The following is a 25909-nucleotide window of genomic DNA, read 5'->3' on the forward strand; positions in this document are numbered from 1 at the left end:
CGCCGCGCGGCCGCGCTGTTACGCAGGCGAGATGAGCACAGTCGACACCCTGCTTCCGACCACGCCGCTGGGCGATCTGCTCCGCGAATTCCGCGCTGCCCAGGGCGTCAGCCAGCTCGATCTGGCGCTGCGCTGCGAAATCTCGCCGCGCCATCTGAGCTTCGTCGAAACCGGCAAGGCGCAGCCGAGCCGGGACGTAATCGAGCGGATCGGCGAGGAGTTGGCGCTGCCGCTGCGGGAACGCAACACGCTCTATCTCGCCGCCGGCTATGCCCCGCTCTATCGCCGCACCCCGCTGGAAGCGCCCGAGCTCGGGGTCGTCCGCCAGGCGATCGAGGCGACCCTCGCCCAGCAGGAGCCGTTTCCCGCCTTCGTCTTCGATCGCCACTGGACCATCGTCATGGCCAATCGCGGCATGACCGCCCTGATGGAGGGGCTCCGGGCCGGCGGGCCGCGCCATGCCAACATCCTCCACCAGATCTTCGATCCCGAGGATCTGCGGCCGTTCATCGTCAATTGGGACGAGGTCGCCGGCGATCTGCTCCGCCATCTGCGCCACGAGGTCCAGCGCTCACCGTTCGACCGCGACGGACGCGATTTGCTCGATGCCTTGCTCGCTTATCCCGACATTCCCCAGGAGTGGCACCGGGCTCGCTTCGCCGACGCGCCGCTGCCGATGGTGCGTACCATCTTCAAGGGCCCGGACGGGCCGCTCTCGTTCCTGTCGACGATGACGCAGTTCGGAACGGCGTGGGACCTGACGATCGAGGAGATACGGGTCGAGGCGATGCATCCTACGGACGAGGCGACGAAGGCATGGTGCCGGACGCGGGCATAGCCCTTCCGACCTAATACTGGCCGTAGCGTCCCTGCACAGAGGCGCGGAGCGCGGCGCTGTCGTAGCCGATGCCGTCCTTGAACACGGTTTCGACATTCTCGATGTCGGCGATGCGCTGCGAAGGATCGCCGCGGACGACGATCAGATCGGCGATCTTGCCGGTCGCGATCGAGCCGATGCGATCGGCGAGGCCAAGATAGTTTGCGCCGTTCAACGTGCCGATCCGGATCGCTTCCAGCGGCGTGAAGCCGCCCTCTACCAGCAGCATGATCGCCCGCTGATCGCCATAGCCGGGCAGGACGTTCCCGGCGCCGGTCGGATCGGGGCCGGCGACCAGCAAACCTCCGGCGGCGACGAAGGCGCGTTCCAGCTTCAGTTCGTTGCCCCACAGCCTGGCCCGTGCCGCCGCGCGTTCGGCCGGTGCCTTGGCGGCGAGACTGCGCAGGATGAGGTAATCGGCGCGCGCTTGCGGGCTCAACGCGGCGAGCGCTTCCTCGCTCAGTGGCCGGTAATTAGGCGAACTCGGCTCGAAGACGGGCAGCGTGGAGGTGATCGCCACCTTCGCATCCACAAGCAGCTTGATCAGCGCCTTTGCCTCCGGGCTCCCGGCCCCCATGCCGGCGAGGGTCGGCGCGCCGACCGTCGGAGGGCAGAGATCCGGCACCTTTCCAGGATCGTTCTGGGTGTTGACCCAGAAACCGTGCTCGAGATCGTCGATGCCGAGCGCTGCCGCCTCGGGATAGGTGACCGAGCAGAGATGGCCCGTCACCTTGAGCCCGCGGCGATGCGCCTCGTCGATCGCCGCTTTGAGCTGCGCGCGCGTGATGTTCATATAGGCCTTGAACGAGGTCACGCCCTGATCCGCCCAGAAGGCCACCATCTTGCGGGCCTCGTCCGCGTCCCTGAGTTGGTGCATCTGGATGAAGGGGCTGTTCGGTCCCTCCAGATAAGGGCCGGTCACGTCCATGTGCGGCCCCGGCATCGCGCCCGCGTCGATCTGCGCCTTGACGTTCAGGTCGGTGTAGGGCTCGACGCTGCCGGTGGTGCGCATCGTCGTCACGCCGGCGGCGAGATAAAGACGCGGCGCGCTGAACGTCATCTGCGGAACGAGCGGGCTCGGGACGTCGGCATGGCCGTCGGCATCGAGATCGGGGCGCGCGATATAATACATGTGGTCGTGCATGCCGACGATGCCGGGCAGCACGCTGCGACCCGTCATGTCGACGATCGTCGCGCCCGCGGGCACGCGCGCCCCGGCCGGCTGGATCGCGGCAATGCGGCCGTTCTCGATGATCACAGTGCGGTCCTCGAGCGGCTTCGCACCGGTGCCGTCGATGACGCGGACATGGGTGAGGGCGATGGTCTTCCCCGAAATCTTCACGAATGGCGTCACTGCCTTGCCCGGCGCGGCCGCCGGCGGAAGGATCCGCGCGCCGACGTCGACCCGCACAGGCGACGCGGCAGCCACCAGCATGGTCGCACCCAGCAGCAAGCCGATCAATTTCCGCATGCTTTGCGCTCCGCAAATGAGTCGCATCTCGCCTAAGCGGTCAACGTCGTCATTGCCAGACAGGCAGACTCGGCGCAGCGGTCAGCGCTTGCCTTTTGACTCCCCGGAGTCGGTGGGCTGAGGATTGTGGGGGACGAGGACCAGCGTGCGTCCCTCGACCCGCCAGGAGGCGAGTTTCGAGAGGAAGTTCATGCCGATGACGTCGAGAGTACCGAGGCCGGGCGAGACCACGACCTTGAGGTCGCGGGCCACGACGTTGCCGAGACGCAGCTCGTCGATCGTCCCGGTGCGCGCCGGCACGACTCCGTTGGCGGTGCGCATCATCACCGGCACGAGCCCGCTCTCTCCATCGATGCCGGCGGCGACCGCCGTCTCTTCGGAGATGGCGGTGATCGTCGCGCCGCTGTCGATCAGCATCCGTCGTCTGACGCCATTCAGCGTCGCATTGGCCCAGAAATGGCCGTCCGGCGCCATTCGCAGACGCACTTCGCGCCCGACCACCTCCTGGCGGTCGAGCCCGATCTTGTCGGCGATCCCCGCAAGGAACGGCTGATAGGGCGCCTGCTGGATCAGCAGATAGAGGCAGAAAGCGAGCAGGGCGAAGGACAGGGCGAAGCGGATCAGCCGGCCTATGATCGGGATGCGCTGGATGAGGATCAGCGCCACCGCCGCGATCACGGCGTAGAGCGCGATATGCTGCCATTCCGGCGTGATCGTGGTGGGCATGATGTCCGTATAGCCGCCTGTTCGGGTTCAACCGCGCGGGGGTGTTTTCGATCCCGCGACCGCGTCCGCCGCCGAGAGGCTCAGAGCTGCGCCTCGCCGGTGAGCACCGGCACGCATCCGCCGCCGACGCTTGCGCGAATTCCCTCGGCCGTGCGCCGGGCGGTGACGTGCAAAATGCTCGGTCGGCCCATTTCGGCGCCCTGGCTGACGACGAACGCGGCGCTGTCCTCGTCGGTGAACGAGAGCAGAAGGGCGCCGAGGGTCGCGTTGGCGCTGCCCGTCGCCGGATCCTCCCACGTGCCCGAAAGCGGCGCGAACATGCGTGCGTGGATGCGATTGCCGTTGCGGCTGTAGAGAAGGATCGACAGGCGCTCGGCGGCGGTGAGATCGGTTCCCGCCAGCCGGCGATAGGCCGTGAGATCCGGCGCGGCCCGGGCGATCGCGTCCTCGACGATCTCGACCAGCACGAAATCGACCCCGACGCTGGCGCGAACCGGACCATGGGTGGTCGTCACCACGTGGGCGGGCGAGAGGCCGAGGCACGCGGCGATGGCAGCGCTCGGCAACGTCTCCAGGATCTCGAGCGGCTGCGGCGCATCGATTTCCGCGCCGGTCGGATGCCCGTCCGCGTCGCGCGCGATCCGCACCTCGACCAGCCCGGCTATCTCCTCGAAGCGGAGCGCATTCGCGCCGTTCGCCGCCTGCGCGGCGAGCACATAGCCGGTGCCGACATTGGGATGGCCGGCGAACGGCATCTCGGCGGTGCGGTGGAAGATCCGCACCCGGGCCGTGTTCGCGGGATCGTCGGGCGGGAGCACGAAGGTGGTCTCGCTATAATTCATCTCAGCCGCCAGCGACTGCATCTCGGCGTCGCTGAGCCCGCGTGCATCCGGGAACACGGCGAGCTGGTTGCCGCCGAAACGGCTGGCGGTGAACACGTCGACGGTCACGAACGGGAAGCGGCGCATCGGGAACTCCACGACAAGAGAATGCGAGATAGGCATTCGTGACGCATGTGCAACGGCTTGCGGCCCGTACAAGTCGGGCTGCCAATTCGGAGGTTTCAAGCCAGGATCGTAGATACTCCCCAAGCACGCTTGCCGAGGATTTGGCACCTCAGTCTCGGCCCGGTGTCAGTGCATCCAGATAGAGGCGGATCTGCGCGGCTTCGGCGGCGGTGTTGGCGAGCCCGATCGCCAGGTTGAACGCCGCACGCGCCTCGTCGTCGCGGCCGAGCCGCTGCAGCAGATGACCCTTGAGGCCGTGAAAATAGAAATAGGAGGAAAGCGCACGCTCCAGCGGCAGCATCATGTCGAGAGCGGGCGCAGGACCCTGTGCCATCGAGACTGCGGCAGCACGGTTGAGCAGGACGACGGGCGAGGGCGCGTAGAGCTCCAGCTTCTCGTAAAGCGCGGCGATCTGCGGCCAGTCGGTCTCATCGAAGCTTGGTGCCCGGCTGTGCAGCGCGGCGATCGCCGCCTCGATCTGGTAGCGGCCCGCGCGGCCGAGGCGAAAGGCACGGGCGAGGAGGACGAGACCTTCGCTGATCATCGTCTCGTCCCAGCGGCTTCGATCCTGCCGTTCGAGCAGGACGACCGCACCCTCGGCGTCGAAGCGGGCGGCGCGGCGCGCATGCTGGAGCAGCATCAAGGCGGCGAGGCCGATCAGTTCCGGCTCGTCGGGGAACATCGTTTGGAGCAAGCGTGCCAGGCGGATCGCCTCGTCGCAAAAGGGTTCCCGTGCGGAAACCTGCTCGCTTGCCGTATAGCCCTCGTTGAAGAGCAAATAGAGCATCGCCGCGACCGACGCGATTCGCTCCGCGCGAGCGAGCGGCGCCGGTGCCTCGAACGCGACATCCGCATTGGCGATGACGCGTTTGGCGCGGGTGATCCGTTGCTCCATTGCGGCGTCGCCGACCAGAAAGGCGCGGGCGATCTGGCGGACCGACAGCCCTGACACGATGCGCAGGGCGAGCGCGATCTGTTGTGCGGGCGGGAGATCGCGGTGGCAGCAGATGAACAGCAGGCGAAGCAGATCGTCGGCATATGCGGCGCCGTCGAGCTGCTCGGCGAGTTCTTCCTCGACGTCGGCCGTGTCGGAGATCGCAATCTCGTCCGGCAGCGCACCGAAGCGCGACGCCCGCCGTGCCGCGTCGATGCCGCTGTTGCGCCCGACCAGGATCAGCCAGGCGGTGGGATCGCGCGGCAATCCCGTATCCGGCCAGCTCCGCAGCGCCCGCAGGCACGCATTCTGGAACGCCTCCTCGGCCGCATCGAGATCGCGGAAATAGCGCAGCAGGGCTGCGAGAGCGCGGGGACGCGCGCCGGACAGGATCGTGTCCAGCGATCGTGGATCGATCGTCATGCCGATCTCCGGCGGAAAAGGCGGCCCGGGATCTGCCCGGGCCGCCTGCGGGGGCAGGGGATCAGGCGTCGGCCGAGCCTGCGACTTGCTGGCGCAGGCGCTCTTCCTGCTCGCGAAGCTCGGGGGTGAATTCGGCGCCGAAATCCTCGGCCTCGAAGATCGGCCGGATTTCGAGGTCCGACGGGCCGGGCATCGGGTTCGGGCATTTCTTCGCCCATTCGATCGCCTCTTCCATCGAGGCGACGTTCCAGATCCAGAATCCGGCGACCAGTTCCTTGGTCTCGGCGAACGGACCATCGGTGACCGTTCGCGACGCGCCGTCGAAGTGGATCCGAGCGCCTCGGGAAGAGGGGTGGAGGCCTTCGCCGGCGAGCATGATCCCGGCTTTCACCAGCTCCTCATTGTAGTTCATCATCGCCGCCAGCATTTCCTCCTTCGGCATCTCGCCGGCTTCGCTGTTCCGGGTCGCCTTCACAAACACTATCACACGCATCTTCCGTCTCCTCATGTTGGCGCCTCAAGGACGTCGCCGTGGGCGCCCAGCCGACATCGAAGCTGAAATAAATTGTGCCTGCCGTCGAGCGGCCCTGTCCAGCCGGCGCGTGACTCGGGACGGACGGCCGCGAGCACCTCGTGAACCTACGGCTTGGCGGGACCGATCCGCCCGCTTAGGCTCGGCGCCAACGATCCAGAACAAGGGGTTTTTAATGCTTCGCTCGATCCTGCTCGCGTCCACGTTCCTGATTGCCGCCTGCGCGGCGACTCCCCCTGCCGAGACGATCGAGACGCCGCCGCCTGGGACCGACCCGGCAGCCGCCGAAGCCGCGCCCGCGGCGCAGCCGAGCGCCGAGCTTGCCGCCTTGTTCGAGGCTTATGACAAGGCCGAGCTTGCGATGTCGCCGCTCGGCAAGGCCTATCGCGGCATCCGCGATGCCGATTACGGCAAGTGGGACGATGTCGGCGACGCTGCGGACGAAGCCGATCGTGCGCTCGACCTGCGCACACTGGCCGAGCTGCGCAGCCGGTTCGATCGCGCTGCGCTCTCGCCCGGGGACCAGTTGAGCTACGACATCTTCGTCAACCGCGTCGAACGCGGCGAAACGCTTTATCCCTATCGCAAGCACGCTTATGTGTTCGATCAGATGAACGGCGCCCAGAGCGAAGGGCCCGCTTTTCTGATCAACATCCACCGCGTCGACAGCCTCGCCGATGCCGAGGCCTATCTCGCGCGCCTGCAGACCCTCGACACCTATCTCGACCAGTCGATCGCGGAAGCGAAGGCGCGGCAGGCGCTTGGCGTGCTGCCGCCCAAATGGGTGTTCCCTTATGTCATCGACGATGCCCGCAACATCATCTCCGGCGCGCCCTATGCGCCGGGCGCGGACAGCGCCCTCTTTGCGGACTTCAAGGCCAAGGTGAACAAGCTCGACATATCGGCGGCCGAGAAGACCCGGTTGATAGAGGCGGGGCGCAAGGCGCTCGTCGAGAAGGTGAAGCCTGCCTATCAGCGGGTGATCGCGCTGATGCAGGCGCAGCAGAAGGCGGCCGGCACCGACGACGGCATCTGGCGGTTCCCGAACGGGGCTGCGCAATATGAAGCCCTGCTGCGTTTCTACACGACGACCGGAATGGGTCCGGAGCAGATCCATACGCTCGGCCTTCAGCAGGTCGAGCGCATCCACGGCGAGATGCGCGGAATCATGACGCGGGTCGGCTTCGCCGGCACCTTGCAGCAATTCTTCGAAAAGATGCGCACCGACAAGCAGTTCCTGCTGTCCAACGACGAAGCCGGGCGGCAGGCCTATCTGGCGGAGACCCAGAAGGCCAATGCCGAGATGGAGAAGCTGCTTCCGGACTATTTCGGGACCACGCCGAAATCGCCTCTGGTTGTGAAGCCGGTCGAGCCCTTCCGCGAGAAATCGGCGGGCAAGGCCTTCTATCAGAGCCCGGCACCGGACGGTTCGCGGCCCGGTACCTATTACGTCAATCTCTACGATATGAACGACATGCCCGCGACCGAGATCGAGGCCCTGTTCTACCATGAGGGGATCCCCGGTCACCATCTCCAGCGGGCGGTGCAGACCGAGCTCGGCGGCAAGGTCCCGCCGTTCCGGCAGTTCGGCGGCTTCACCGCGTATAGCGAGGGCTGGGGTCTCTATTCGGAGCGGCTGGCCAAGGATATGGGCCAATACAAGGATCCGTATCGCGATTTCGGCCGGCTGCAGCTCGAGCTCCACCGCGCGATCCGGCTCGTCGTCGATTCCGGCATTCACCACAAGAGATGGACCCGCGAACAGGCGATCAAATATGTCGAGGACAATAGCGCCGACGCCAAAGGCGGGATCGTCAAGGCGATCGAACGCTACGTCGTCTATCCGGGGCAGGCGACCGCCTACATGGTCGGCAAGCTCAAGATCGAGGAATTGCGCGAGCGCGCCCGCGTTGCGCTCGGCGACCGGTTCGACATCAAGGGCTTCCACGACGCGGTGCTGCTGTCGGGACCGGTGCCGCTCGACATCCTGGAGCGCAATGTCGACCAGTGGATCGCCCAGCAGAAGGGCTGAGCCTCAAGGTCAGTCGGTCAGCAGTCGGACCCAGCCGCCGCGATCTTCCCGGATCAGCGGCGGCAGCCCCGCCTTGCGTCCGATCTCGTCGATGTAATCGGCGATATCGATCGTGCGGGCGCCCGCCGGGACGGGCCGCCCCGGCGGCTCGCTCCAGATCGGAATGAAGCCGGTTTCGAGCCGGCCGTCCGAATGCCAGCGCACACGGCCGATCATCCCGTTCACCGCCTCCGGGTGGAACGGCGCCAGCGTGTAGGCGGGATCCGGCTCGAAGCCGAACAGGCGCTTGCGCCGTTCGGCCCATTCGGCGCGGGCGGGGTGGTCCTGGGCGGGGCTGAGCGCGTGGGTAACCACCACGCCATTGCCGAGGCCGTGGAAGATCGGCCTGCCGCGATGGAATTCGATGCCGCGTGCGATATGCGCATGGTGGCCGACCACGATGTCGGCGCCGGCGTCGATTGCGGCGGTAGCGAGCGGACGCTCGTAAGGGGCGAGCGCGGCAGGCCTGTGCGTGATGCCCTTGTGCAGGGCGACGATGACGAGATCGGCGTCGGCTCGGGCCCGGGCGATGGCATCCGACATTGCGGCCACCGATTCCGGGTCGGCCTCGACGAGATCGGCCTGCGGGCGGCTCGGGCCGCCGTCGGCGGCGCGCACCGTCACGTAGGCGCTGCCGGCCTTGCCCGTCCCGGCCCAGCTGATTTCGGGCCCGACCGCATTGTAGCTCAGCAAGGCGATCCGGCGTCCGTCGCGTTCGAGGAGGGCAGGGGCAGTTGCGGCCACGAGGTCGGCGCCGGCGCCGCAATGGGCTATGCCGAGCCGATCGAGCTCGGCGATCGTGTCGGCGATGCCGATCGCACCGCAATCGGCGATATGGTTGCCCGCCATGCTGACCGCCGAAATGCCGGCACGGGCCAGAGCGGCGAGGTGATCGGGGTCGGCTCCCGGTGCGGGGACGTCCCCCGTCAGCTCGACACCCCGCCGTGTGTGCGGCACTTCGAGGTGGCCGATGGCCAGGTCGGCGGCGCGGGTGAGCGGCGCGATGCCGGCGAGCCAATGGTCCGGGTCCGGCACGTCGAGGATGATGTCGCCGAGAAAGAGAAGGTCGAGCGCGGCCATGATCAGACCACGCCGGACGCGTGCAGCCGTGCAACCTCCTGGGCGTCATAGCCGAGCGCGGCCAGGACTCGGTTCGTGTCGGCACCTAGCGCCGGCACCACCGGCGGTGTCGCCTCGCGCTCGGCAGCAAAACCGGGGCCGACCACGGCCAGCGGCCGGTCCGATCCCGGCAGTGTCGCCTCCTGGAGCAGCCCGCGCTGGGCGAGATGCGGATGGCCGGCAATCTGCCCGACATCGCGGATCATCGCCGCGGGAACGCCGGCGCCGGTGAGTTCGCGTTCGAGATCGGCGGCGCGCCGCTCGGCAAGGAAGTCGGTCAGCCAGGCTTTCAGGGCATCATAATTGTCGACCCGCGCCTGATGGTCGCGGAAGCGCGGATCGTCGATCATCGCGGCGTGACCGAACACCCTGAACATCGCCGCGATCTGGTGCTGGTGGTTAGCACCCAGCGCAATCCAGCCTTCGCCGGTGGGGTAGAATTCGGCCGTGGCGACGAGCCGGTAGCCCCGATTGCCGGTGCCCTTCGGCGCGTCGCCGGTATAGGACCAGACCGAGACTCCGGTGGCGATCAGCTTCAGCGCCGCATCGAGCATTGCCACGTCGCAATATTCGCCCAGGCCCGTCGCGTCGCGCTTTCTGAGCGCGGCGAGCAAGGCGATGACGCCGAGATAGCCGGAGAAGGAATCGACGATCGGCATACCCACCTTCTGCGGCCCGTCGGCATTGGCGTTCATGATCGCCATGCCGGAGACGGCCTGGGCGATATGATCGTAGGCGCCCCAATCCTTCATCGGTCCGGTCTGACCGAAGCCGCTCAACGAGAGCAGGATCACCCGTGGATTGTCGGCGCGCAGGATCTCGTAGCCGAGACCGAGCCGGGCGAGCACTCCCGGACGGAAATTCTCGACGACGATGTCCGCTTCGGCGGCGAGCCGGCGCGCGATGCCCAGGCCTTCGTCGCTCTTGAGGTTGAGCGTCACCGATTTCTTGCCGGCATTCACCGCGGCGAACGGGATGCTCATTTTCGGCACGCCGGCATGTTCGGTATAATGTCGAAAGGCGTCACCGGCCTCGGGCGGCTCGATCTTGATCACCTCTGCGCCGAGTTGGCGCAGCATCTGGGTGCAGGTCGGGCCCGAGATTGCGTGGGTGAGATCGAGCACCTTGATCCCCTCGAGGGCGTTCATCGTCTCTCTCCCTGGCCGGCGTCGAATGCGCCGCTCTTGGCCAGCGCCTCACGCGCCGCTTCATCAAAGCCGAGACGTTCCAGGATCGCCTCGGTGTCGGCGCCCGGCAGGCCGGCCACAACGGGCGCGCGCGGCGGGCTGTCGGACAGGTGAAAGGGCAGGCCAAGCTGCACGACCCCGCGATCGTCCCCGTTCACCGCCACATCTCTTACCATGTCGCGCGCACGATTGTGGGGATCGGCAAGCGCCTCGGCGATCGACAGCACCGGCATCGCCTGGGTGTCGGCGGCGGTCAGCAGCGCGAACCAGGAATCGCGCGGCCGAGTCCGGAAAAGGGCTTTCAGCTCCGCTTCGATCTGCGGATGACGGGCGATGTCATGTTGAAGCGGCGCCAGGTCGCTTCGTCCGATCGCCGCGCAGAAGCGGGCCCAGTAGGCCGGCTCCATGTCGGTCGTGCAGAGCCAGCCACCGTCGGCGCATTCCCACACGCCGCCTTTGGGATGCCAGGCGCCGCCGGGCGGTGCGAGCCCTTCGAGGTCGTCATGGCGGCCCATCGTCACCATCAGCAGCGGCATGCTCGCATCGGACATGGCGATATCGGCATGCTGGCCGCGTCCGCTTTTCGCGCGCGCCTGCAGCGCTGCGAGCATGGCGATCGTCGCATGACAGCCGGCGAGGACATCTGCGACTTGAAGCCCGGGCAATGTCGGCGTGGGGAGACCGTTCAGCCGCGACAGCGCACCGGCAAGCGCGAGGGCCGCGGGATCGTGGCCGGCCCGCGCGGCATAGGGCCCGGTCTGGCCCGCGAAGGAGACGGAGCAGTAAATCAGTCGCGGGTTGAGCGCCGCCATGGCGGCATAGCCGTAGCCCATCTTCGCGAGCACTCCGGGCCGGTAATCCTCGATCAGGATGTCGGCCTCGGCGATCAGCTTGTGGAGAACCGGCCGGGCCTGTTCGTGGCCCGGATTGATCAGCAGGCTGCTCTTGTTGCGCGTGTAGGTGGGTCGGGCACGGCGCCGCGCCGCCGCGCGCGGATCCTCGTCGCCGCCGAACATCGCCTTGTGCTTGGCGAGCTCGCGCGGATGCTCGATGCGGATCACCTCGGCGCCGAGATCGGCCGCTATCCAGCTCGCATAGGCACCGGGCAGGAAGCGCGAGAAATCGACGATGCGCAGTCCCTCAAGCGCGGACATCCGCGCCTCCATGGCGGGCGTCCGCGCGCGTACGCGCCTCGCCTTCGATGAAGGCAGTGACCTCGGCCTCAACGGCGCCCTGGTCCTCGCCTTCGCGGCTGAAATTGTCGACGCTCAGTTGCAGCACCGGGATTCCGGCATCGCGTAACGCCCGGACCACGAACGGATCGGCATCGCGCAGCGCCACCACGCCGTCGACCTGATGGGTCTGCGCCTCGCGCACGTTCCACGGTCCCGCCCAGGTCGGCATGCGCAATTCGTCGCCCATCGTCAGGAAGCGCGCGGCGAGCGCGCGCATCGGATCGCGGCCGCCTTCGGTGCTGCGGATATAGCCGTCGGCCGCGAGCGCGAGATACATCGACCAGACGAACACCGCGCCGTGGCTCTCCTCCCATTTCTGGTAGAAGCCCATGTCGCTCCACAGGCCGCGGCCTACCCACATCAGCCGAACGCGCTCGTTCGGCACCGCGGAGAGACCGCCTTCGACGCGTGCGACGACCTCCTCGTAGAATGCCTTGGCCGCATCGCGCGCCCACACCGTTCCGCGATGCCATTGCGGGACCATCGTCGCCGGCATTGAATCGACGATCGAGATCGGTGCCGGGATGGTCCTTGCCATCAGATCGCGGGTGCGGCGGTAATAATCCTCCTGCTCGTTCACCAGTGCCATCACCTCGGCAAAGCGATCGGGCGAGAAGGTCCGGCCGGTCTGCACTTCGATCGCGGCGATCACCGTCTCGAGCTCGGCGACCATCAGGTCGATCCGCTCGGGCTCGAGCACCGAGTCCCAGCGTTCGGGCAGATCCTCCCACCAGCGGGTCGTGATGTCGGGGCGCGGATCGACGGTTCGCTCGTACAGGAACGGAGTCGCGCCCGCCGCGTCCGCCCATTCGCGGAAGATCTTGGCCGTTGCATCGCTCGACAGGATTGCGTGCAGGAAGTTCGGCCGTGGCAGCCCGCCCCAGGGCGCAAGCGCCGCATCCTCGTCGAAGGTCGCGGCGAGGCCCTGCGCGCTATAGGCCTCGACGTCGGTCGGGAAGTCGCGCGCCGCGAGCAGGCCGAGATAGCGGCCGGATTGCTGCTTGGCGGCGACGATCGAGGCCCACCATTGGTTGACCACGAACGGCACGTCGAGCGCACGCAGAATCTCCTGCGGCGCGTTGGCATTGACCATCGCGAACGGTGCTCCGTCGGCGACCTGCTGGCGTACCGAGGCGAACCAGTCGCGCTGGTAGCTGCCGAAGGTCGCGACGGAGTCGAGCGACTTGCGGCTGCGGGCACCCGCGGGCGGCTTCGGCGTGCTTGCCTTGACCGCGGGAATCGCCGACGTCTCGGGCTCGCCCGAGAGGAAGCGCCGGACCTGCTCGCCGAACGCTTCGTCGCCGTCGAGCGAGGTTCGCACGGCAAGAAACGGCACATCAGGGAGCGCACGCCGCATGGCCGCGATATCCCAGGGTGCCGCCTCGTCGCCGTCGATGGAGATGTGGAGGATCATCTCCGCCCTGCACGCCGCGACCCGCTCGACGAGCTGTTGCGCACGGACCCCCGGCGGCACCGTCCGCGCCGGAGGGCGCAGGCGCGGATCGGCGCAGGCTTCGACCGTCGGGTGCGCGAGGTGCGCTTCAAGATAAGGTTCGCCCCAGCCATGATCCTCGCCGACGATGATCGCGCCGGCCCGTTCGATCAGGGCATAGAGATCGGCATGTTCGTGCGCGCTGCCTGTGACGAACAGGCGGGTGCCTGGGCGAGCGGCGAGGGCGTCGGCCGAACCCAGGACATCCCCCATCGCCGCATTATGCGCCTCGGGCGCCATGATCGCCGCTGCGCCCGCGATGCGCAGCATGTCCGTACCGGTGATCCGCGGGTCGTCCGCACGGCGGAGCTGCGCGAGGCGGGTGAACAGGGCATGCTGGCAGTCTGCCGTTGCGATCTGTGCGGCGAGGGCCGCGTCCGAAACGGTGCTGCCGCCGATCCGCTCGAGCCAGGCGGCGCATTGGGCGAGACGATGGCGATTGTAGCGGCGCGACGCTTCGCGATCGAGATGGAGGAGATCGAGGAAGTGGATCTGGCCCGGCACGGGCTCACCGAGCCGGCGAAGCTCGCGAAGCGCGGCGAAGATCTGGGGCTGCTCGGAATCCGCCTGCGTGATCAGCAGCGGAATGTCGCGGTGCGTGGGGTGGAGTATCTGCTCGAGCAGCCGCTTGCCGCGAAGGCCCATTGCGGTGTCGCCCATCAGCGCGTCGGCGCGGGGCGTCGCCAGTCCGGCCGGAGCGACGAGGCGGATCGGCAGCAGGCCGGCGGCGAGCAACATCTCGCGCGGGGCGTCGAGTCCAATCGTGCGCACCACCGGCCGGTCCGCGCCGGCGATGATCGCGGCTGGATCATCGAAGGCGAACCCGTCCGGCATCAGACCACGCCCGCCGCGGAGAGCTTCTCCAGCATTTCGGGCGAGTAGCCGAGCAGGGTGCGATAGATGGCGTCATTATGCTCGCCGATCCGCACCGGCAGCGCATCGTCGAATCCGGTGCGCGCCTCGGAGAATTGGATCGGGATTCCGGCGGTGCGAAGGTCGATCTCCGAGTCATAGTCGGGATGGGCAATCGGCATGGTCTCGTTGCGGCCGACGACCCGGGGATCGACCAGGGCATCCTCGGGGTGGCGGACGGGCGCCACCGGCACCCCTTCCGCTTCGAGCCGGCGGACCACCTCGGCGGTCGGCAGCCCGCGCGACCAGGCGTTGATCCGCTCTTCGAGATCGTGGGCATTGGCGACCCGCACGTCGCGGCTGGCGAAGCGGGAATCGTCGCCAAGCTCGGGCGCGCCCATCGCGCGGAACAGGCCGCGCGCGAGCTTTTCGTGCACCGCGACCAGCGCGACGTAGCCGTCCGCGCATTCGAACACTCCGAATGGGGAAAGCCGCCGAACGGTGAGCCCGGTCCGCGACGCCATGCCTGCCGCCGCCATCGCCGACCAATTCTCGATCGCGACGAACGAGGTCAGCGCACCGAGCATCGACACGTCGACATGCTGGCCGACCCCGGTGCGGTGACGCTGTTCGATCGCTGCGAGGATGCCGATCACCGAGAAGACCGGCGCGAGCATGTCGGCGATGGGAATTCCGAAGCGCACGGGCGGTTCGCCAGGCTCGCCGCTGCTGAACATCGCCCCGCTGAGCGCCTGAATGATCACGTCCATCGCCTTGCCGCCCTCGAGATCGTCGGCGCCGAAGCCGCTCAGGGAACAATAGACGATGCGCGGATTGGCGGCGCGCGCGGCTTCGTAGCCGACGCCGAGACGATCGGCGGTGCCAGCCGTGAAATTCTCGACGACGATGTCGGCCGTGCGCACCAGATCGGCAAAGACCTGTCGGGCCTCCGGCTTCTTGAGATCGAGCGCAACGCCATATTTACCGCGCGCGCGGGTGAGGTGCGAGATCGAGATGTCGTCCTCGTGCCGGCGCTCGACGACGATGCCGTCGCGGCCCACATAGGGGCTGTTCTCGCGGGCGAGATCGCCGCCCTGCGGCTGCTCGACCTTGATCACCTCGGCGCCGAGCCCGGCGAGAAGGAGCGTTGCATAGGGGCCGGCAAGCGCGCGGGTGAGATCGATCACCCGCAGCCCTTCGAGCGGGCGCGGTGGCGTTTGAGTCATCCTCTGGTCTCCAGAATCGGGGTTGCGGCCGGGCCGCAGCTGCTGTCGTTGCGCGATTTTCGCGCGGAAATAAGGGCCTGGGCGGCGTCGAGCACCGGCCGACCTTCGAGACCGAAGGCGGCGAGTTGGTCGGCCTGCAAGCGTGCATACTCGCCGTAAAGACGATCGAAGCTTGCCTGCTCGGATGCGGGCAGCGGCTGGAACTGGATGCCATGTTCGCGACCGAACGCGATTCCCGCCTGTTCCGCCTTGAGGATTTCCCGCCCGAGCGCGGCTTCCCAGACCGGCTTCGACGCCGCCAGCAAGGCCTGCAGATCCGCAGGGAGCCGGCGCCATGCCCGATCGGACATCGCGCGCGCGGGATAGGCGCCGCGGCTGAAGTGTACACTGGTGAAATAGCGCGCGACTTCGGAGAAATGAAGGCTGCGGATCGTGTCGGCCGGAGCGACGACCCCGTCGATCACGCCCTTGGCGAGCGCTGAATAGACTTCTCCCATCGGCATGTTGACCGGATCCGCGCCGAGCCGCTTCAGCACGTCGATCGCATCGCTCTGGGCACGCAGGCGCAGGCCCTTGAGATCGGCAAGCGAGCGCACCGGGCGGTTGCGCGTCAGGACCCCGGGAAAGTTGCCGCCCTGAACCGCCAGCACGTGCAAGCCTTCGAGTTCGTCGCCGAAGGCGGGGAATTTCGCCGCGAGGCAGTCATAGACCCGGACCTGATCGGCGAGATCCACGACCCCGCCGTAGAAGCCGGACTGGGCGCGCAGCATGTGGGCCCCGCCGCGCGAATAGATCGGCGTGATCAGCCCGATGTCCGCAACGCCATGGCGGATCTCGACCATGCTCATGTCCGACGAGATCAGCGCGCCCGCCCAGAAGGGCTTGAACGCGATGCGCCCGCCGCTCGCTTTCTCGACGTGGCGCATCCATTCGATATCGGCACGGCTGAACGGATGTGTCGGCGGATAGGGACTGGCATAGGTCAGCACATGATCGGCGGCCGGCGGCGGCGGCGAGCAGGCCGACGCGACGGCGGCAAGGATCAGCAGGAACAAGGTGCGCATGATCATGCTCCCGTCACTTGGGGCAGCCAAAGGGTGAGGGCGGGGACGGCGATGATCAGACCGAGATGAAGGAAGTCGGCGACCAGGAAGGGAATGATCCCGCGGAAGATCGTGCCGAGCGGGATGTCCTTCGCCATCGCCTGGATGACGTAGACGTTGAGGCCCAACGGCGGGTGGACGAAGCCGATCTCCATCGTGCGGACCAGGAAGATGCCGAACCAAATCGGGCTGAAGCCGAGATCGACGGCGATCGGCAGGAAGATCGGCGTGGTCAGCAGCATCAGGGCAAGCCCGTCGAGGAACGAGCCGAGCAGCAGCAGCACCAGCGCCATGACGATAATCGCGACGATGGGGCTGGCGTGGAAATCGGTGACCGCGCCTGACAGCACGTCGGTGATGCCCGTGACGCTGATGAAGGTGGCGAACAGGATCGCACCGATGATCACGACGTAGATCATGCCGGTGGTGCGCAGGGTCGCGCGCAGCGCTTCGCCGAATGCGGCGCGGTTGAAGCCGCCGCGCAGGGTCCACAGAAGCAAGGCGGCGACGACTCCGACGCTTGCCGCTTCCGTCGGCGTGAACCAGCCGACCATCAGGCCGCCGATGACGAACACGATCAGCAGCAGGATGTCGATGATCTTGCGCAGCGCCGGCAGCCGGTCGCGCCACGGCACCCGCTGTGCGCTCGGCCCCAGTGCCGGCTTGACTGCGCACAGGATCGCGATCGCGATCATGTAGAACAGGGCCTGGCTGAGGCCCGGAATGATGGCGGCGGCGAACAATTTGCCGATCGATTGCTCGGCGATGATCCCGAACACGATCAGTGCCCCCGATGGCGGGATCAGCGATCCCAGCGTGCCGCCGGCGGCGAGCGCGCCGGCCGCGAAGCCGGGATGGTAGCCGGCCTTGCGCATCTCGGGGAGCGCGACCGAGCTGATCGTCGCGACCGTGGCGAGGCTCGATCCGCTGATCGCCCCGAAGCCGGCGCAGCCGCCGATCGAGGCCAGAGCGAGGCCACCGCGGCGATGGCCGACGAATTTGGCGGCGACGTCGAAGAAGTCGCGGCTCGCGCCGGCGGCGAAACAGATATGCGCCATCAGCAGGAACAGCGGCAGCACGCCCAGTTCGTACTTCGAGATCGTCTCGAACGAGACGACGCCGCTCTTGATCAACGCCGCCTCGGGCGAGATCAGCAGGGCAAGGCCGCCGATCCCGACCAGCGCCAGGCTGACCCCGATCGGAACGCCGAAGGTCAGCAGCACCAGCAGCAGCGCGATTCCGGCAAGGCCGATCAATTCGGGGATCATGCGGAATGCCTCCCCGCCGCGCGGACGAAGGCCGATCGCAGGAAGAGAACGGCGATCAAAAGGGCCGCGGCGATCCACAACATCCGGAGCCAGCGGAGCGGAATGCCGAGCAATTCCGTCTGTTCGAAGCCGGACCACAGATCGGACGCGACCCAGATCGATCCTGCCGCCACCAGCAGGAAGAGCAAGGCGCCGAGCAAAGCTGCGCCACGGGCGAGCCGCTCGGCCGTCGCCGGCCTCAGCCGCTCGGTGAGGATGTGCACCGATGCGTGGGCTCCGACGATCGTCGCCGCGACCATCGCCGAAGAGGCGATCAGCACCACGGCCGCCTGGACGACCTCGATTGAGCCGAGCAGGTGGAAGCCGGTGTGGCGGCCTGCCACCGCGATTGCATCCGCGGCGGTGGCGATCAGCAGCCCGGCCGAACCGATCCAGTAAGCGGCATGGCCGAGCCGGCCGAGGCCGGCCTCGGGAGGCGGCGCGAGCGGCGGCTCGAGCGACTCCGTCTCGGCCGTCATTGCGCTTGATCCCGCATGGTCTTGATGCGCATCATTTCCTCTCCGGGCACCTGTTTGCGGCGCTGTCGGTTTCAGTCTCTTGAGCGGACCGTCCGAGTTGCAGAATAACGAAATGGTATGATAGATCAACTATCTGTTTCAACAACCGTGTCGATAGGGAAATGCGTGAGAGGAAGATCGTGAAGAACCCGTCGCGTGCCGTGGCGCCGCGCCCGGGTGCGCTGAACCTTGGCCGACTCGGCGAGTTCGTCGGCTTTCGATTGCGCCGGGTTCAGAACCAATTGTCCAAGGACTTTGCGTCGGCGACGGCGGATCGCGGTCTTCGCGCCGGCCTGTTCTCGTCGCTGTCGCTGATCGCCGCCAATCCGGGCCTCTCGCAGAACGAACTCTCGCGGGAGATCGGTCTCGACAAGTCGGTGACCGTGGCGATCGTCGACGAGCTGGAGCGCTCGGGATGGGCGGTGCGCGAGCGATCCGAGACGGATCGGCGACGTCACGCGCTGCACGCGACTGCCGCCGGCGAGGCCTATCTGGAGGAGTTGTTCGGGATCCTGGAGCAGACCGAGAATGCCGTTCTCCACCAGCTCTCACCAGCGGAATTGCTGCTGCTCAGCGAGTTGCTCGACCGGATGTATGCCGCCGCCTTGCACGAGGACTCCTGATTTCCGTCGCAGAACGTTACTGAAAATAACAGTTGACTAAATCCACCATATTGGACGAGACTTCCCGGACCTGAGGGGCTCGGCGCCCCGGCGGGACGGCGAAGACGCCGCCCGGCAGGCGAAGGTGAGAGGGTGCCCAGGTCGGTCCGCGATGCGCGGGCGCGCTCCCCTTCGGCAATGCGAGCTTGCGACGCCGGCACACCGGCGGGGAGGATTTCGATGGCCGTTTCTGCACTTCTTCGTTCCGGTGGTTCGCTGCTTGCTGTGATGGCGGCGCTCGGATCGGCTAATGCTTCCGCGCAACAGGCGGCCGGCCAGGCCAATGCACAAGCTGCCGAGCAGGCGCCTTCCACGGCCGACGAAGGTCCCGCCCCTGCGGGCGCAGACGTCGTCACCGATCAACCGGGGATCGTCATCACGGGAAGCCGCGTCCGCGGCGCTGCGCCGGTGGGCTCCACCGTCACCCTGCTCGGGCGCGAAGACATCGTGCAATCCGGGCAGGTGACGATCGATCGTGCGATCAAGGAGCTTCCGCAAGTCTTCGATCTCGGCGTCAGCGAGAATTCGCGGGGTCAATCCGGAGGCTCCGGCAACATCGTCTACGGCAATTCCATCAACCTGCGCGGCATCGGGCCGAATGCCACCCTGATCATCGTCGACGGCCACCGCGTCGTGAACAATGGCCGTTCCACCGATCCGTCGATCCTGCCGACGCTCGGCGTCGAGCGCGTCGAAATCGTCGCCGACGGCGCCTCGGCGATCTACGGCTCGGACGCGGTCGCCGGCGTGGTCAATCTGATCCCGCGCCGCAACCTCGACGGCGTCGAAGCCTTCGCCCGCGCCGGCGTTTCCGACGACGGTGCCTATCACGAATATTCGTTCGGTGCGGCCGCCGGGATCAAGTTCAGCCGCGGACAGGCGATGATCGCCTACGAGCATGTCGAACGAACCAATCTCAACGGCGACGATCGCAGCTTCTTTCGCTCGAACCAGACGGCGTCGGGCGGCCGCGACTACAGCGTGACACGCTGCGCACCCGGGACGATCCGCGCCGGTGGGATCAGCTATGCGATTCCCGCGGGCGGCGTGACACAGGCGGGTGCCGCAGGACTCGTGCCCGGAACAAGCAACCGCTGCGATGATCTTCAGGGGCAGGATCTGGTTCCGGCCCAGAGCTATGATAGCGTCAACGGCACCTTCACCTTCGAGGTGACCGACTGGCTCACCCTGTTCGCGGACGGGTTCTACAGCCGGCGCGAGTTCGAACGCAATCCGGCCTACGGGAACGCGACGCTGAACGTACCGCAGACCAACGCCTTCTTCGTACGGCCGCCGGGTTTCACCGGAACGAGCTATTCGCTCGATTACAACTTCCGCAACGATGCGCCGCGCAACTTCAATTTCGGACACGGCGAAAGCTGGCAGGTGACTCCCGGCGTGCGGATCAAGCTTCCGCACGAATGGCAGTTCGAGGCCCTGGTCGGCCATGGCAAGACCGACGACGATGCGGTCCAGCTCACCGGCGTCGGAAACGCCGCGCTGAATGCCGCTCTGGCGAGCAGTGATCCGGCGACCGCCTTCGATCCTTATGGCCTCGGACGCACCCGTCCGGAGACTCTGGCCCGCATCTTCAACCAGATTTCGTATAGCCCCACGGTCGGCCATTTCACCGGCTACGAGGCCCGGCTGAACGGCAGCCTGTTTCATCTGCCCGGTGGCGATGTACGGGCCGCGTTCGGCTATGAAGGCCAGGAATTCACCATCGATCTCGGCCGTGCGGTCGGCAATCCCGGCACGCCCGTCGTCTTCCGCACCTTCGATCGGCGGGTGGATTCCGGCTATGCCGAATTGCTGGTCCCGATCTTCGGCCAGGAGAATGAGACAGCCGGCTTCCGACGGCTCGAGATCAACGCCGCTGTGCGCTACGACCGCTACTCCGATGTCGGCGACACCACGAACCCGAAGATCGGAGTCAGCTGGTCGCCGTTCGAGGGCATGACGTTGCGGGGCAGCTACGGCACCTCGTTCCGTGCGCCGACGCTTCCCCAGATCTACGGCAACAGCAATCAGCTGTTCGTCCAGAATTATCAGAACCCCGCGGGCGGCGCGCCGATCGTCGGCGTCGCCCAGTCGGGCGGCAATCTCGATCTCAGACCCGAGACTGCCGAGACATGGTCGATCGGCGCGGACTTCGAGCCGGTCGATCGCCTCCGCCTGTCGCTGACCTATTTCAACGTCGACTATCGCAACCAGGTCATCGCTCTGCTTTCCGATCTCGCGGTCCTGACCCGGCTCAGCCAGTTCGACGGAACCGGACTGATCCTGCAGGGAACTCCCGCCGGGCAGCGGGTCGCGCAACTGATCGCCGATGGCCTTCCGGTCGCGGGCGCGCTCCCTGGCGGCAGCCCGCTCAACGTCAACGTCTTCGTTGATGGCCGAAGCCAAAACCTCGGAAGCTCGGTGACCAAGGGGATCGATTTCCAGGCGAACTACTCGCTGCCGACGGCGTCCGCGGGCACCTTCCGCGTCAATGTCAGCGGCACCTATCTGACCGGCTTCGAGACCGGCCAGACCCCGACTGCCCCGATCATCGATCAGCTCAACCAGATCTTCCAGCCGCTCCGCTTCAAGGCGCGCGCCTCGCTCGGCTGGGAGAAGGGGCCGTTCACCGCAATGATCCGTGCGACCCACCTCAACGGCTACAAGAATACCGCGATCACGCCGAACGAGCGCGTGAAGAGCTACACTCCGGTCGACCTGAACCTCTCGTGGCAGGTGGGCGATGACGCCAAGCCGATGACCTTCGGAATCGAAGTCCGCAATCTGTTCGATACCAAGCCGCCCTACGTCAATCTTGCCCCGAGCGTGAACGGCAGCGGCGGCTACGATGCGACGACCACCGATCCGATCGGCCGGCTGTTCGCGGCGAGCGTGAGGAAGACATTCTGATGCGCACAGTGGCTGTGGCGCTTGCGGCCGTTTGTCTCTCTATCGTCAGCGCTCCCGCGGTGGCCGGGAATGTGGTTCCGCCAGGCGCAGCTTTCGGCGCTTATGCATCGTCGCGCGCCTATACGGAGCAAATCTCCTCCACCTTCTATTTGCCGATGCGCGACGGCGTTCGCCTGGCGATGACCGTGTCGCGCCCGGCCCGCAACGGCAAGGCGATCGAGGGGCGCTTTCCGGTGATCTGGCATCACAGCCTGAGCGCCACCCAGGAGCCGAATGACGGCACCGGGCCGTTCTCCGGCGGCTTCCGATCGATGCCGCAGCTCACCGATTTCGGCTATGTCGTCGTGCAGGTCGCGCGCCGCGGCAACGGCCAGTCGTTCGGGGAGCGGCGCGGCTATCATGATCGCAACGAGGCGCAGGATGCCTATGACGTCACCCAGTGGCTGGCGGGACAGCCTTGGTCGGACGGCAAGGTCGGTATCTACGGCTGCTCCAACACCGGTGATGCCGCGCTGCATGCCGTCTCGATGCGACCGCCGGCATTGAAGGCTGCCTTCATGGGCTGCTTCTCGTGGCACAAATATGATGCGTTCCGGCGCGGCGGCATCTTCGCCCAATGGGGCACCGGGCCGGCCCGCACCGTCGAAGAGGACATGAAGCAGAAGGCGGTAGACGCCGATCCGCAGAAGACATTGCTTCGCCAGGCCGCCGAGGAGCACCAGCGCTCCACGCCGCTGTTCGAGATGTGGAAGGGCATGCCCTACCGCGACAGTTACTCGCCGCTCGTCGCCAGCCGCTTCTGGGCGGAAGGGAGCGCCGCCCATTATGCCGATCAGATCCGCCGCTCCGGCGTCGCGCTCTATGTGGTCGGCGGGTGGATGGACGAATTGCGTGATCAGGGGCTGATCACCTTTCTCAACGTGCCCGGATCGCGGATCGTCATTGGTCCGTGGAAACATTGCGCCAACGACGATTTCCCGCTCGTCGAGGAAGCACACCGCTTCTTCGACGAGCATCTGAAGGGCATCGACACCGGTCTCCGCAACGCGCCGCCTATCCACTATTTCGTCCAGAATGCGGGCACGGCCGGCGAATGGCGCAGTGCCGCGGCCTGGCCGGACGCGGCTGGAACGCTGACCAGCTTCGGCCTTGGCGCGGATGGGACCTTGGGCGGCAAGGCAGGCGCCGGTTCCCCCCGTGCGCTCGACATCAAGTACGATGTCGCCTGTCCCGACCCCGGCAGCGGACCGTTTGCGCAGCCCTGTCACGTTCCCGGCGCGGGCATTTCTTATGCCGGGAAGCCGCTCGATGCAGAGACCGAGGTGACCGGCAGCGGCGTCGCCGATCTGTGGGTCTCCGCCGATGCCGCCGACGCCAATCTGTTCGCCTATCTCGAGGATGTCGCGCCGGACGGTACGATCCGGGTGATCACCGAGGGGCGTCAGAAAGCCTCGCTGCGCAAGACCGCCGAGGCGCCGTGGAGGCTGCCCGCGGGCGTGCCCTGGCATCGCGGCTTCGCCGAGGATGCCGAGCCGCTGGTCCCCGGCACGCCGGTGCGGCTCACCTTCGAGCTGATGCCGACATCATGGGTGTTCAAGCCTGGCCACCGCATCCAGATCACCGTCACCGGCGCCGATTATCGCGAGCGGGCGCGGGACAAGGCGGCGCTCGCCACATCCGTGCGTATCTATAGCGATCGTGCTCGTCTCTCGGCGGTGATGCTGCCGATCGTCTCCCGCAAATGAGGCTGGCGGCCGCCGCGCTCGCTGCGGCCCTGCTCGCCGCCGCAGCGCCGGCCGCGGCCTCTCCGTGCGACGGAGTCGACACGATCCGGGTCGCGGACGTGCGCATCGTCCGAACGACGGAGGTCGGCCCGGAGAATCCGTTCACGCCGCCCTTCGCCGCTGCCCAGCCGCTCACCACGCCTTTCTGCCGGATCGAAGGCGTGATCGAGCGGGAGATCGGTTTCGAGCTGTGGCTCCCGGCCCCGGCGGCGTGGAACCGGCGGCTGCTGGTCGGCGGCGTCGGCGGGCAGGCAGGCAATCTCAACTATCGCGAGCTCGCCCGCGGCGTCACGCGCGGTTATGCGTCGGCGAGCAACGACACCGGCCACAAGGCGGACGATCGCCACTGGCTGCTGGGCCGGCCCGACCGTGCGGCCAATTACGCGCACCGAGCCAACCATCTCCTCGCCGTCAAAACCAAGACGATCATCGCCGCTTACTACCGGGCGGTGGTGCGCAATGCCTTCTTCGTCGGCTGCTCGGGCGGCGGCCGCCAGGCGCTGACCGAGGTGCAGCGATATCCGCAGGATTTCGACGCGGTCATCGCCGGCGCGCCTGGTGTCAACACGCCGGCGATGAGCGCGCGGCGGATGTGGGAGATGCAGCAGCATAGCCGCTGGGGTACCCTCCTCGACGCGGCCGACTGGAAGCGCGTCGCCGATGCCGCGGTGGCTTCATGCGACGGCCTCGACGGCGTCGCGGACGGGGTGATCGACGATCCCACGCGCTGCCGGTTCGATCCGGGGATCCTCGCCTGTGCCGCGGGATCGCAGGACGGCTGCTTGAGCCCGGAGCAGCTCGCCGCCGTGCGCACGCTCTACGCACCCCTGAACGACGAGAATGGTCGGCGGGTCGACGATGGCCTGCTTCCGGGCATCCTGGTGTCGCCGACGCAGTTGCCGGAGCCGTTCACGCCGGGGCCTCCCTACCTCGCCGTCTCTCTATTCGGCGACGGCGTTCACGCCGATCCGAACTGGGATCCACGCGGCTTCTCGATCGCCCGCGATTTGCCGGCGATCGACCGCGTGATGAACCTCCACGCCGACAATCCCGATATCCGCCCGTTCCTGCGCAACGGCGGCAAGCTCATACTTTATCATGGCTGGGCGGACCCGCTGGTCGCGCCGCAATCGACGATCGCCTATCATCGTGCGTTGCTTGCCCGGTCCGGAAATGAGGCGGTGCGGGGCGTGCGGCTGTTCATGGCACCTGGCGTCGATCATTGCGTCGGCGGCGCGGGGCCGGATCTTTTCGGCGGGGCAGGGGGCGATGCCCCGATCGCAGATCCCGAGCACGATCTCCTGTCCGCGCTCGAGCGCTGGATCGACGAGGGCCGCGCGCCGGAACGCATCGTCGCTTCGAAGCGGAAGGGCGACCGCATCGTTCGCACCCGCCCGCTTTGCGCCTGGCCCGCACGCCCCCGCTACCGCGGCAACGGCGACACCGACGATGCCGCAAACTTCACCTGCGAAGCGAAAGGACGCTGATGGCAAGCCGTGCATTCCGATCCCTGGTTGCGACGGTCCTGATCGGCTGGGCCGCCATGGCGCCGGCGCAGGAGGCGCTCCCGGAGCCGCTGCGGCCCGGCGTAATCGGAGCGGCTTCGGGCACCGGTCCATCCCCGGCGATCGCCGAAGTCGCCGCCGGTTTCCCCACCCACACGCTCTACCACCCGCAAAAGATGACGACAGGACGCCTGCCGATCGTCCTCTGGGGCAATGGCGCCTGCCGCGACAATGGCCTCGGCAATGCCCGCTTTCTGCGGCAGGTCGCGTCCCACGATTACTTCGTGGTCGCCGTGGGCCACGCCCGGCGCGAAGACCCGGTGCGGCCGCGACCGGCGCCGTCGACCACGCCTGCCGCGCCGGCCGGCACGCCGGGCGCGCCCGGCCCCGCGCGCGGCGCCGACGAGACCCAGGCGGCGCAGTTGATCGAGGGTCTCGACTGGGCGATCGCCGAGAATGGCCGCCGCGACAGCCCGTTCTACGGCAAGCTCGACACAGGCAAGGTCGCGGTGATGGGGCATAGCTGCGGCGGTCTGCAGGCGATTTCGGTCGCCGCCGATCCGCGCATCCGCACCGCGATGATCTGGAACAGCGGCGTCTACAATCGCGGCCCGGCAACGGGGCGCAGCGGCATCGCCATCACCAAGGAGGCGCTGAAGCGGATCCACACGCCGATCGCCTATGTGAATGGCGGCCCCTCGGACATCGCTTTTGCCAACGCGCTCGACGATTTCGAGAAGATCGACCACGTCCCGGCGCTGTTCGCCTGGCTGCCGGTGGGACACGGCGGCACTTTCTACACCGAGCCGAATGGCGGCGCCTATGCGGACGTCGCGGTCGCCTGGCTCGACTGGCAGCTCAAGGGGGCCGAAAGAGGTCGTGCGATGTTCGCCGGTGCGGAGTGCGGCCTGTGCAGGAACCCGGAATGGACAGTGCGCCGCAAGGGGTTCTAACCTGAGCAGTGCTGC

General features: G+C 67.3%; 20 protein-coding genes. 7 read left to right on the forward strand and 13 right to left on the reverse strand.

Features of this window, described 5'->3' with window-relative positions:
- The first annotated feature begins 31 nt into the window (after positions 1-31).
- Positions 32-838, forward strand: a complete 807-nt coding sequence (locus tag C7I55_RS11670; protein WP_106513233.1) for a helix-turn-helix domain-containing protein — start codon at positions 32-34, stop codon at positions 836-838.
- A gap of 10 nt (positions 839-848) precedes the next feature.
- Here the strand turns inward: C7I55_RS11670 and C7I55_RS11675 are convergent, their stop codons facing one another.
- The 5 genes from C7I55_RS11675 to C7I55_RS11695 form a co-directional block, all read right to left on the reverse strand.
- Positions 849-2348 (reverse strand): amidohydrolase family protein, encoded by a 1500-nt coding sequence (locus C7I55_RS11675; RefSeq protein WP_233222163.1) that lies wholly within the window; start codon positions 2346-2348, stop codon positions 849-851.
- An 81-nt stretch (positions 2349-2429) separates the two neighbouring features.
- Complete coding sequence (locus tag C7I55_RS11680) at positions 2430-3074, reverse strand: retropepsin-like aspartic protease family protein (protein ID WP_106513070.1); 645 nt, start codon at positions 3072-3074, stop codon at positions 2430-2432.
- An 80-nt stretch (positions 3075-3154) separates the two neighbouring features.
- Positions 3155-4042 (reverse strand): PhzF family phenazine biosynthesis protein, encoded by an 888-nt coding sequence (locus tag C7I55_RS11685; protein WP_106513071.1) that lies wholly within the window; start codon positions 4040-4042, stop codon positions 3155-3157.
- Between the two features lie 148 nt (positions 4043-4190).
- Complete coding sequence (locus C7I55_RS11690) at positions 4191-5438, reverse strand: RNA polymerase sigma factor (RefSeq protein WP_106513072.1); 1248 nt, start codon at positions 5436-5438, stop codon at positions 4191-4193.
- 61 nt (positions 5439-5499) lie between these two features.
- Entirely contained in the window at positions 5500-5931 is a 432-nt protein-coding gene (locus C7I55_RS11695) for a YciI family protein (RefSeq protein ID WP_106513073.1), read from the reverse strand.
- Between the two features lie 214 nt (positions 5932-6145).
- On the opposite strand from C7I55_RS11695, the gene C7I55_RS11700 reads away from it, so the two are divergent.
- A complete protein-coding gene (locus C7I55_RS11700) occupies positions 6146-8002 on the forward strand; it encodes a DUF885 domain-containing protein (protein WP_106513074.1) in 1857 nt (618 codons plus the stop codon).
- 9 nt (positions 8003-8011) lie between these two features.
- On the opposite strand, the gene C7I55_RS11705 is transcribed toward C7I55_RS11700, so the two are convergent.
- Genes C7I55_RS11705 through C7I55_RS11740 form a run of 8 tightly spaced genes read right to left on the reverse strand, consistent with a single transcriptional unit; the run spans position 8012 to position 18041 of the window.
- Complete coding sequence (locus C7I55_RS11705; RefSeq protein WP_106513075.1) at positions 8012-9121, reverse strand: CapA family protein; 1110 nt, start codon at positions 9119-9121, stop codon at positions 8012-8014.
- A 2-nt stretch (positions 9122-9123) separates the two neighbouring features.
- Positions 9124-10308 carry a CaiB/BaiF CoA transferase family protein gene (locus C7I55_RS11710; protein ID WP_106513076.1) on the reverse strand — a complete coding sequence of 395 codons (1185 nt, stop codon included), beginning with the start codon at positions 10306-10308 and terminating at the stop codon, positions 9124-9126.
- Positions 10305-11501, reverse strand: a complete 1197-nt coding sequence (locus tag C7I55_RS11715) for a CaiB/BaiF CoA transferase family protein (RefSeq protein WP_158266393.1) — start codon at positions 11499-11501, stop codon at positions 10305-10307. The genes C7I55_RS11710 and C7I55_RS11715 overlap by 4 nt, the downstream gene beginning before the upstream one ends.
- The gene (locus C7I55_RS11720; protein WP_199192792.1) at positions 11488-13908 is read right to left on the reverse strand and encodes a 2-hydroxyacyl-CoA dehydratase family protein; all 2421 of its coding nucleotides are present in this window, start codon (positions 13906-13908) and stop codon (positions 11488-11490) included. Before C7I55_RS11720 ends, C7I55_RS11715 begins: the two co-directional genes overlap by 14 nt.
- Complete coding sequence (locus C7I55_RS11725) at positions 13908-15152, reverse strand: CaiB/BaiF CoA transferase family protein (protein ID WP_106513078.1); 1245 nt, start codon at positions 15150-15152, stop codon at positions 13908-13910. The genes C7I55_RS11720 and C7I55_RS11725 overlap by 1 nt, the downstream gene beginning before the upstream one ends.
- The gene (locus C7I55_RS11730; RefSeq protein WP_106513079.1) at positions 15149-16216 is read right to left on the reverse strand and encodes a TRAP transporter substrate-binding protein; all 1068 of its coding nucleotides are present in this window, start codon (positions 16214-16216) and stop codon (positions 15149-15151) included. Before C7I55_RS11730 ends, C7I55_RS11725 begins: the two co-directional genes overlap by 4 nt.
- A gap of 2 nt (positions 16217-16218) precedes the next feature.
- Complete coding sequence (locus C7I55_RS11735; RefSeq protein WP_106513080.1) at positions 16219-17523, reverse strand: TRAP transporter large permease; 1305 nt, start codon at positions 17521-17523, stop codon at positions 16219-16221.
- Complete coding sequence (locus C7I55_RS11740) at positions 17520-18041, reverse strand: TRAP transporter small permease subunit (RefSeq protein ID WP_106513081.1); 522 nt, start codon at positions 18039-18041, stop codon at positions 17520-17522. Before C7I55_RS11740 ends, C7I55_RS11735 begins: the two co-directional genes overlap by 4 nt.
- Positions 18042-18202: 161 nt before the next feature.
- Between C7I55_RS11740 and C7I55_RS11745 the strand changes: the two genes are divergently transcribed.
- From C7I55_RS11745 to C7I55_RS28125, 5 genes are all read left to right on the forward strand, one after another.
- Positions 18203-18703, forward strand: coding sequence for a MarR family winged helix-turn-helix transcriptional regulator (locus C7I55_RS11745; protein WP_106513082.1), 501 nt, complete (start codon positions 18203-18205; stop codon positions 18701-18703).
- 219 nt (positions 18704-18922) lie between these two features.
- Entirely contained in the window at positions 18923-21652 is a 2730-nt protein-coding gene (locus C7I55_RS11750) for a TonB-dependent receptor (RefSeq protein ID WP_158266394.1), read from the forward strand.
- Entirely contained in the window at positions 21652-23397 is a 1746-nt protein-coding gene (locus C7I55_RS11755) for a CocE/NonD family hydrolase (RefSeq protein ID WP_106513084.1), read from the forward strand. Before C7I55_RS11750 ends, C7I55_RS11755 begins: the two co-directional genes overlap by 1 nt.
- The gene (locus C7I55_RS11760) at positions 23394-24923 is read left to right on the forward strand and encodes a tannase/feruloyl esterase family alpha/beta hydrolase (RefSeq protein ID WP_106513085.1); all 1530 of its coding nucleotides are present in this window, start codon (positions 23394-23396) and stop codon (positions 24921-24923) included. The genes C7I55_RS11755 and C7I55_RS11760 overlap by 4 nt, the downstream gene beginning before the upstream one ends.
- Positions 24923-25894: an alpha/beta hydrolase gene (locus C7I55_RS28125; RefSeq protein ID WP_158266395.1), complete on the forward strand. Its 972-nt coding sequence runs from the start codon at positions 24923-24925 to the stop codon at positions 25892-25894. The genes C7I55_RS11760 and C7I55_RS28125 overlap by 1 nt, the downstream gene beginning before the upstream one ends.
- Positions 25895-25909: the final 15 nt, after the last annotated feature.

It is taken from the genome of Allosphingosinicella deserti (genome assembly GCF_003012735.1).
In the GTDB taxonomy this organism is placed as follows: domain Bacteria; phylum Pseudomonadota; class Alphaproteobacteria; order Sphingomonadales; family Sphingomonadaceae; genus Allosphingosinicella; species Allosphingosinicella deserti.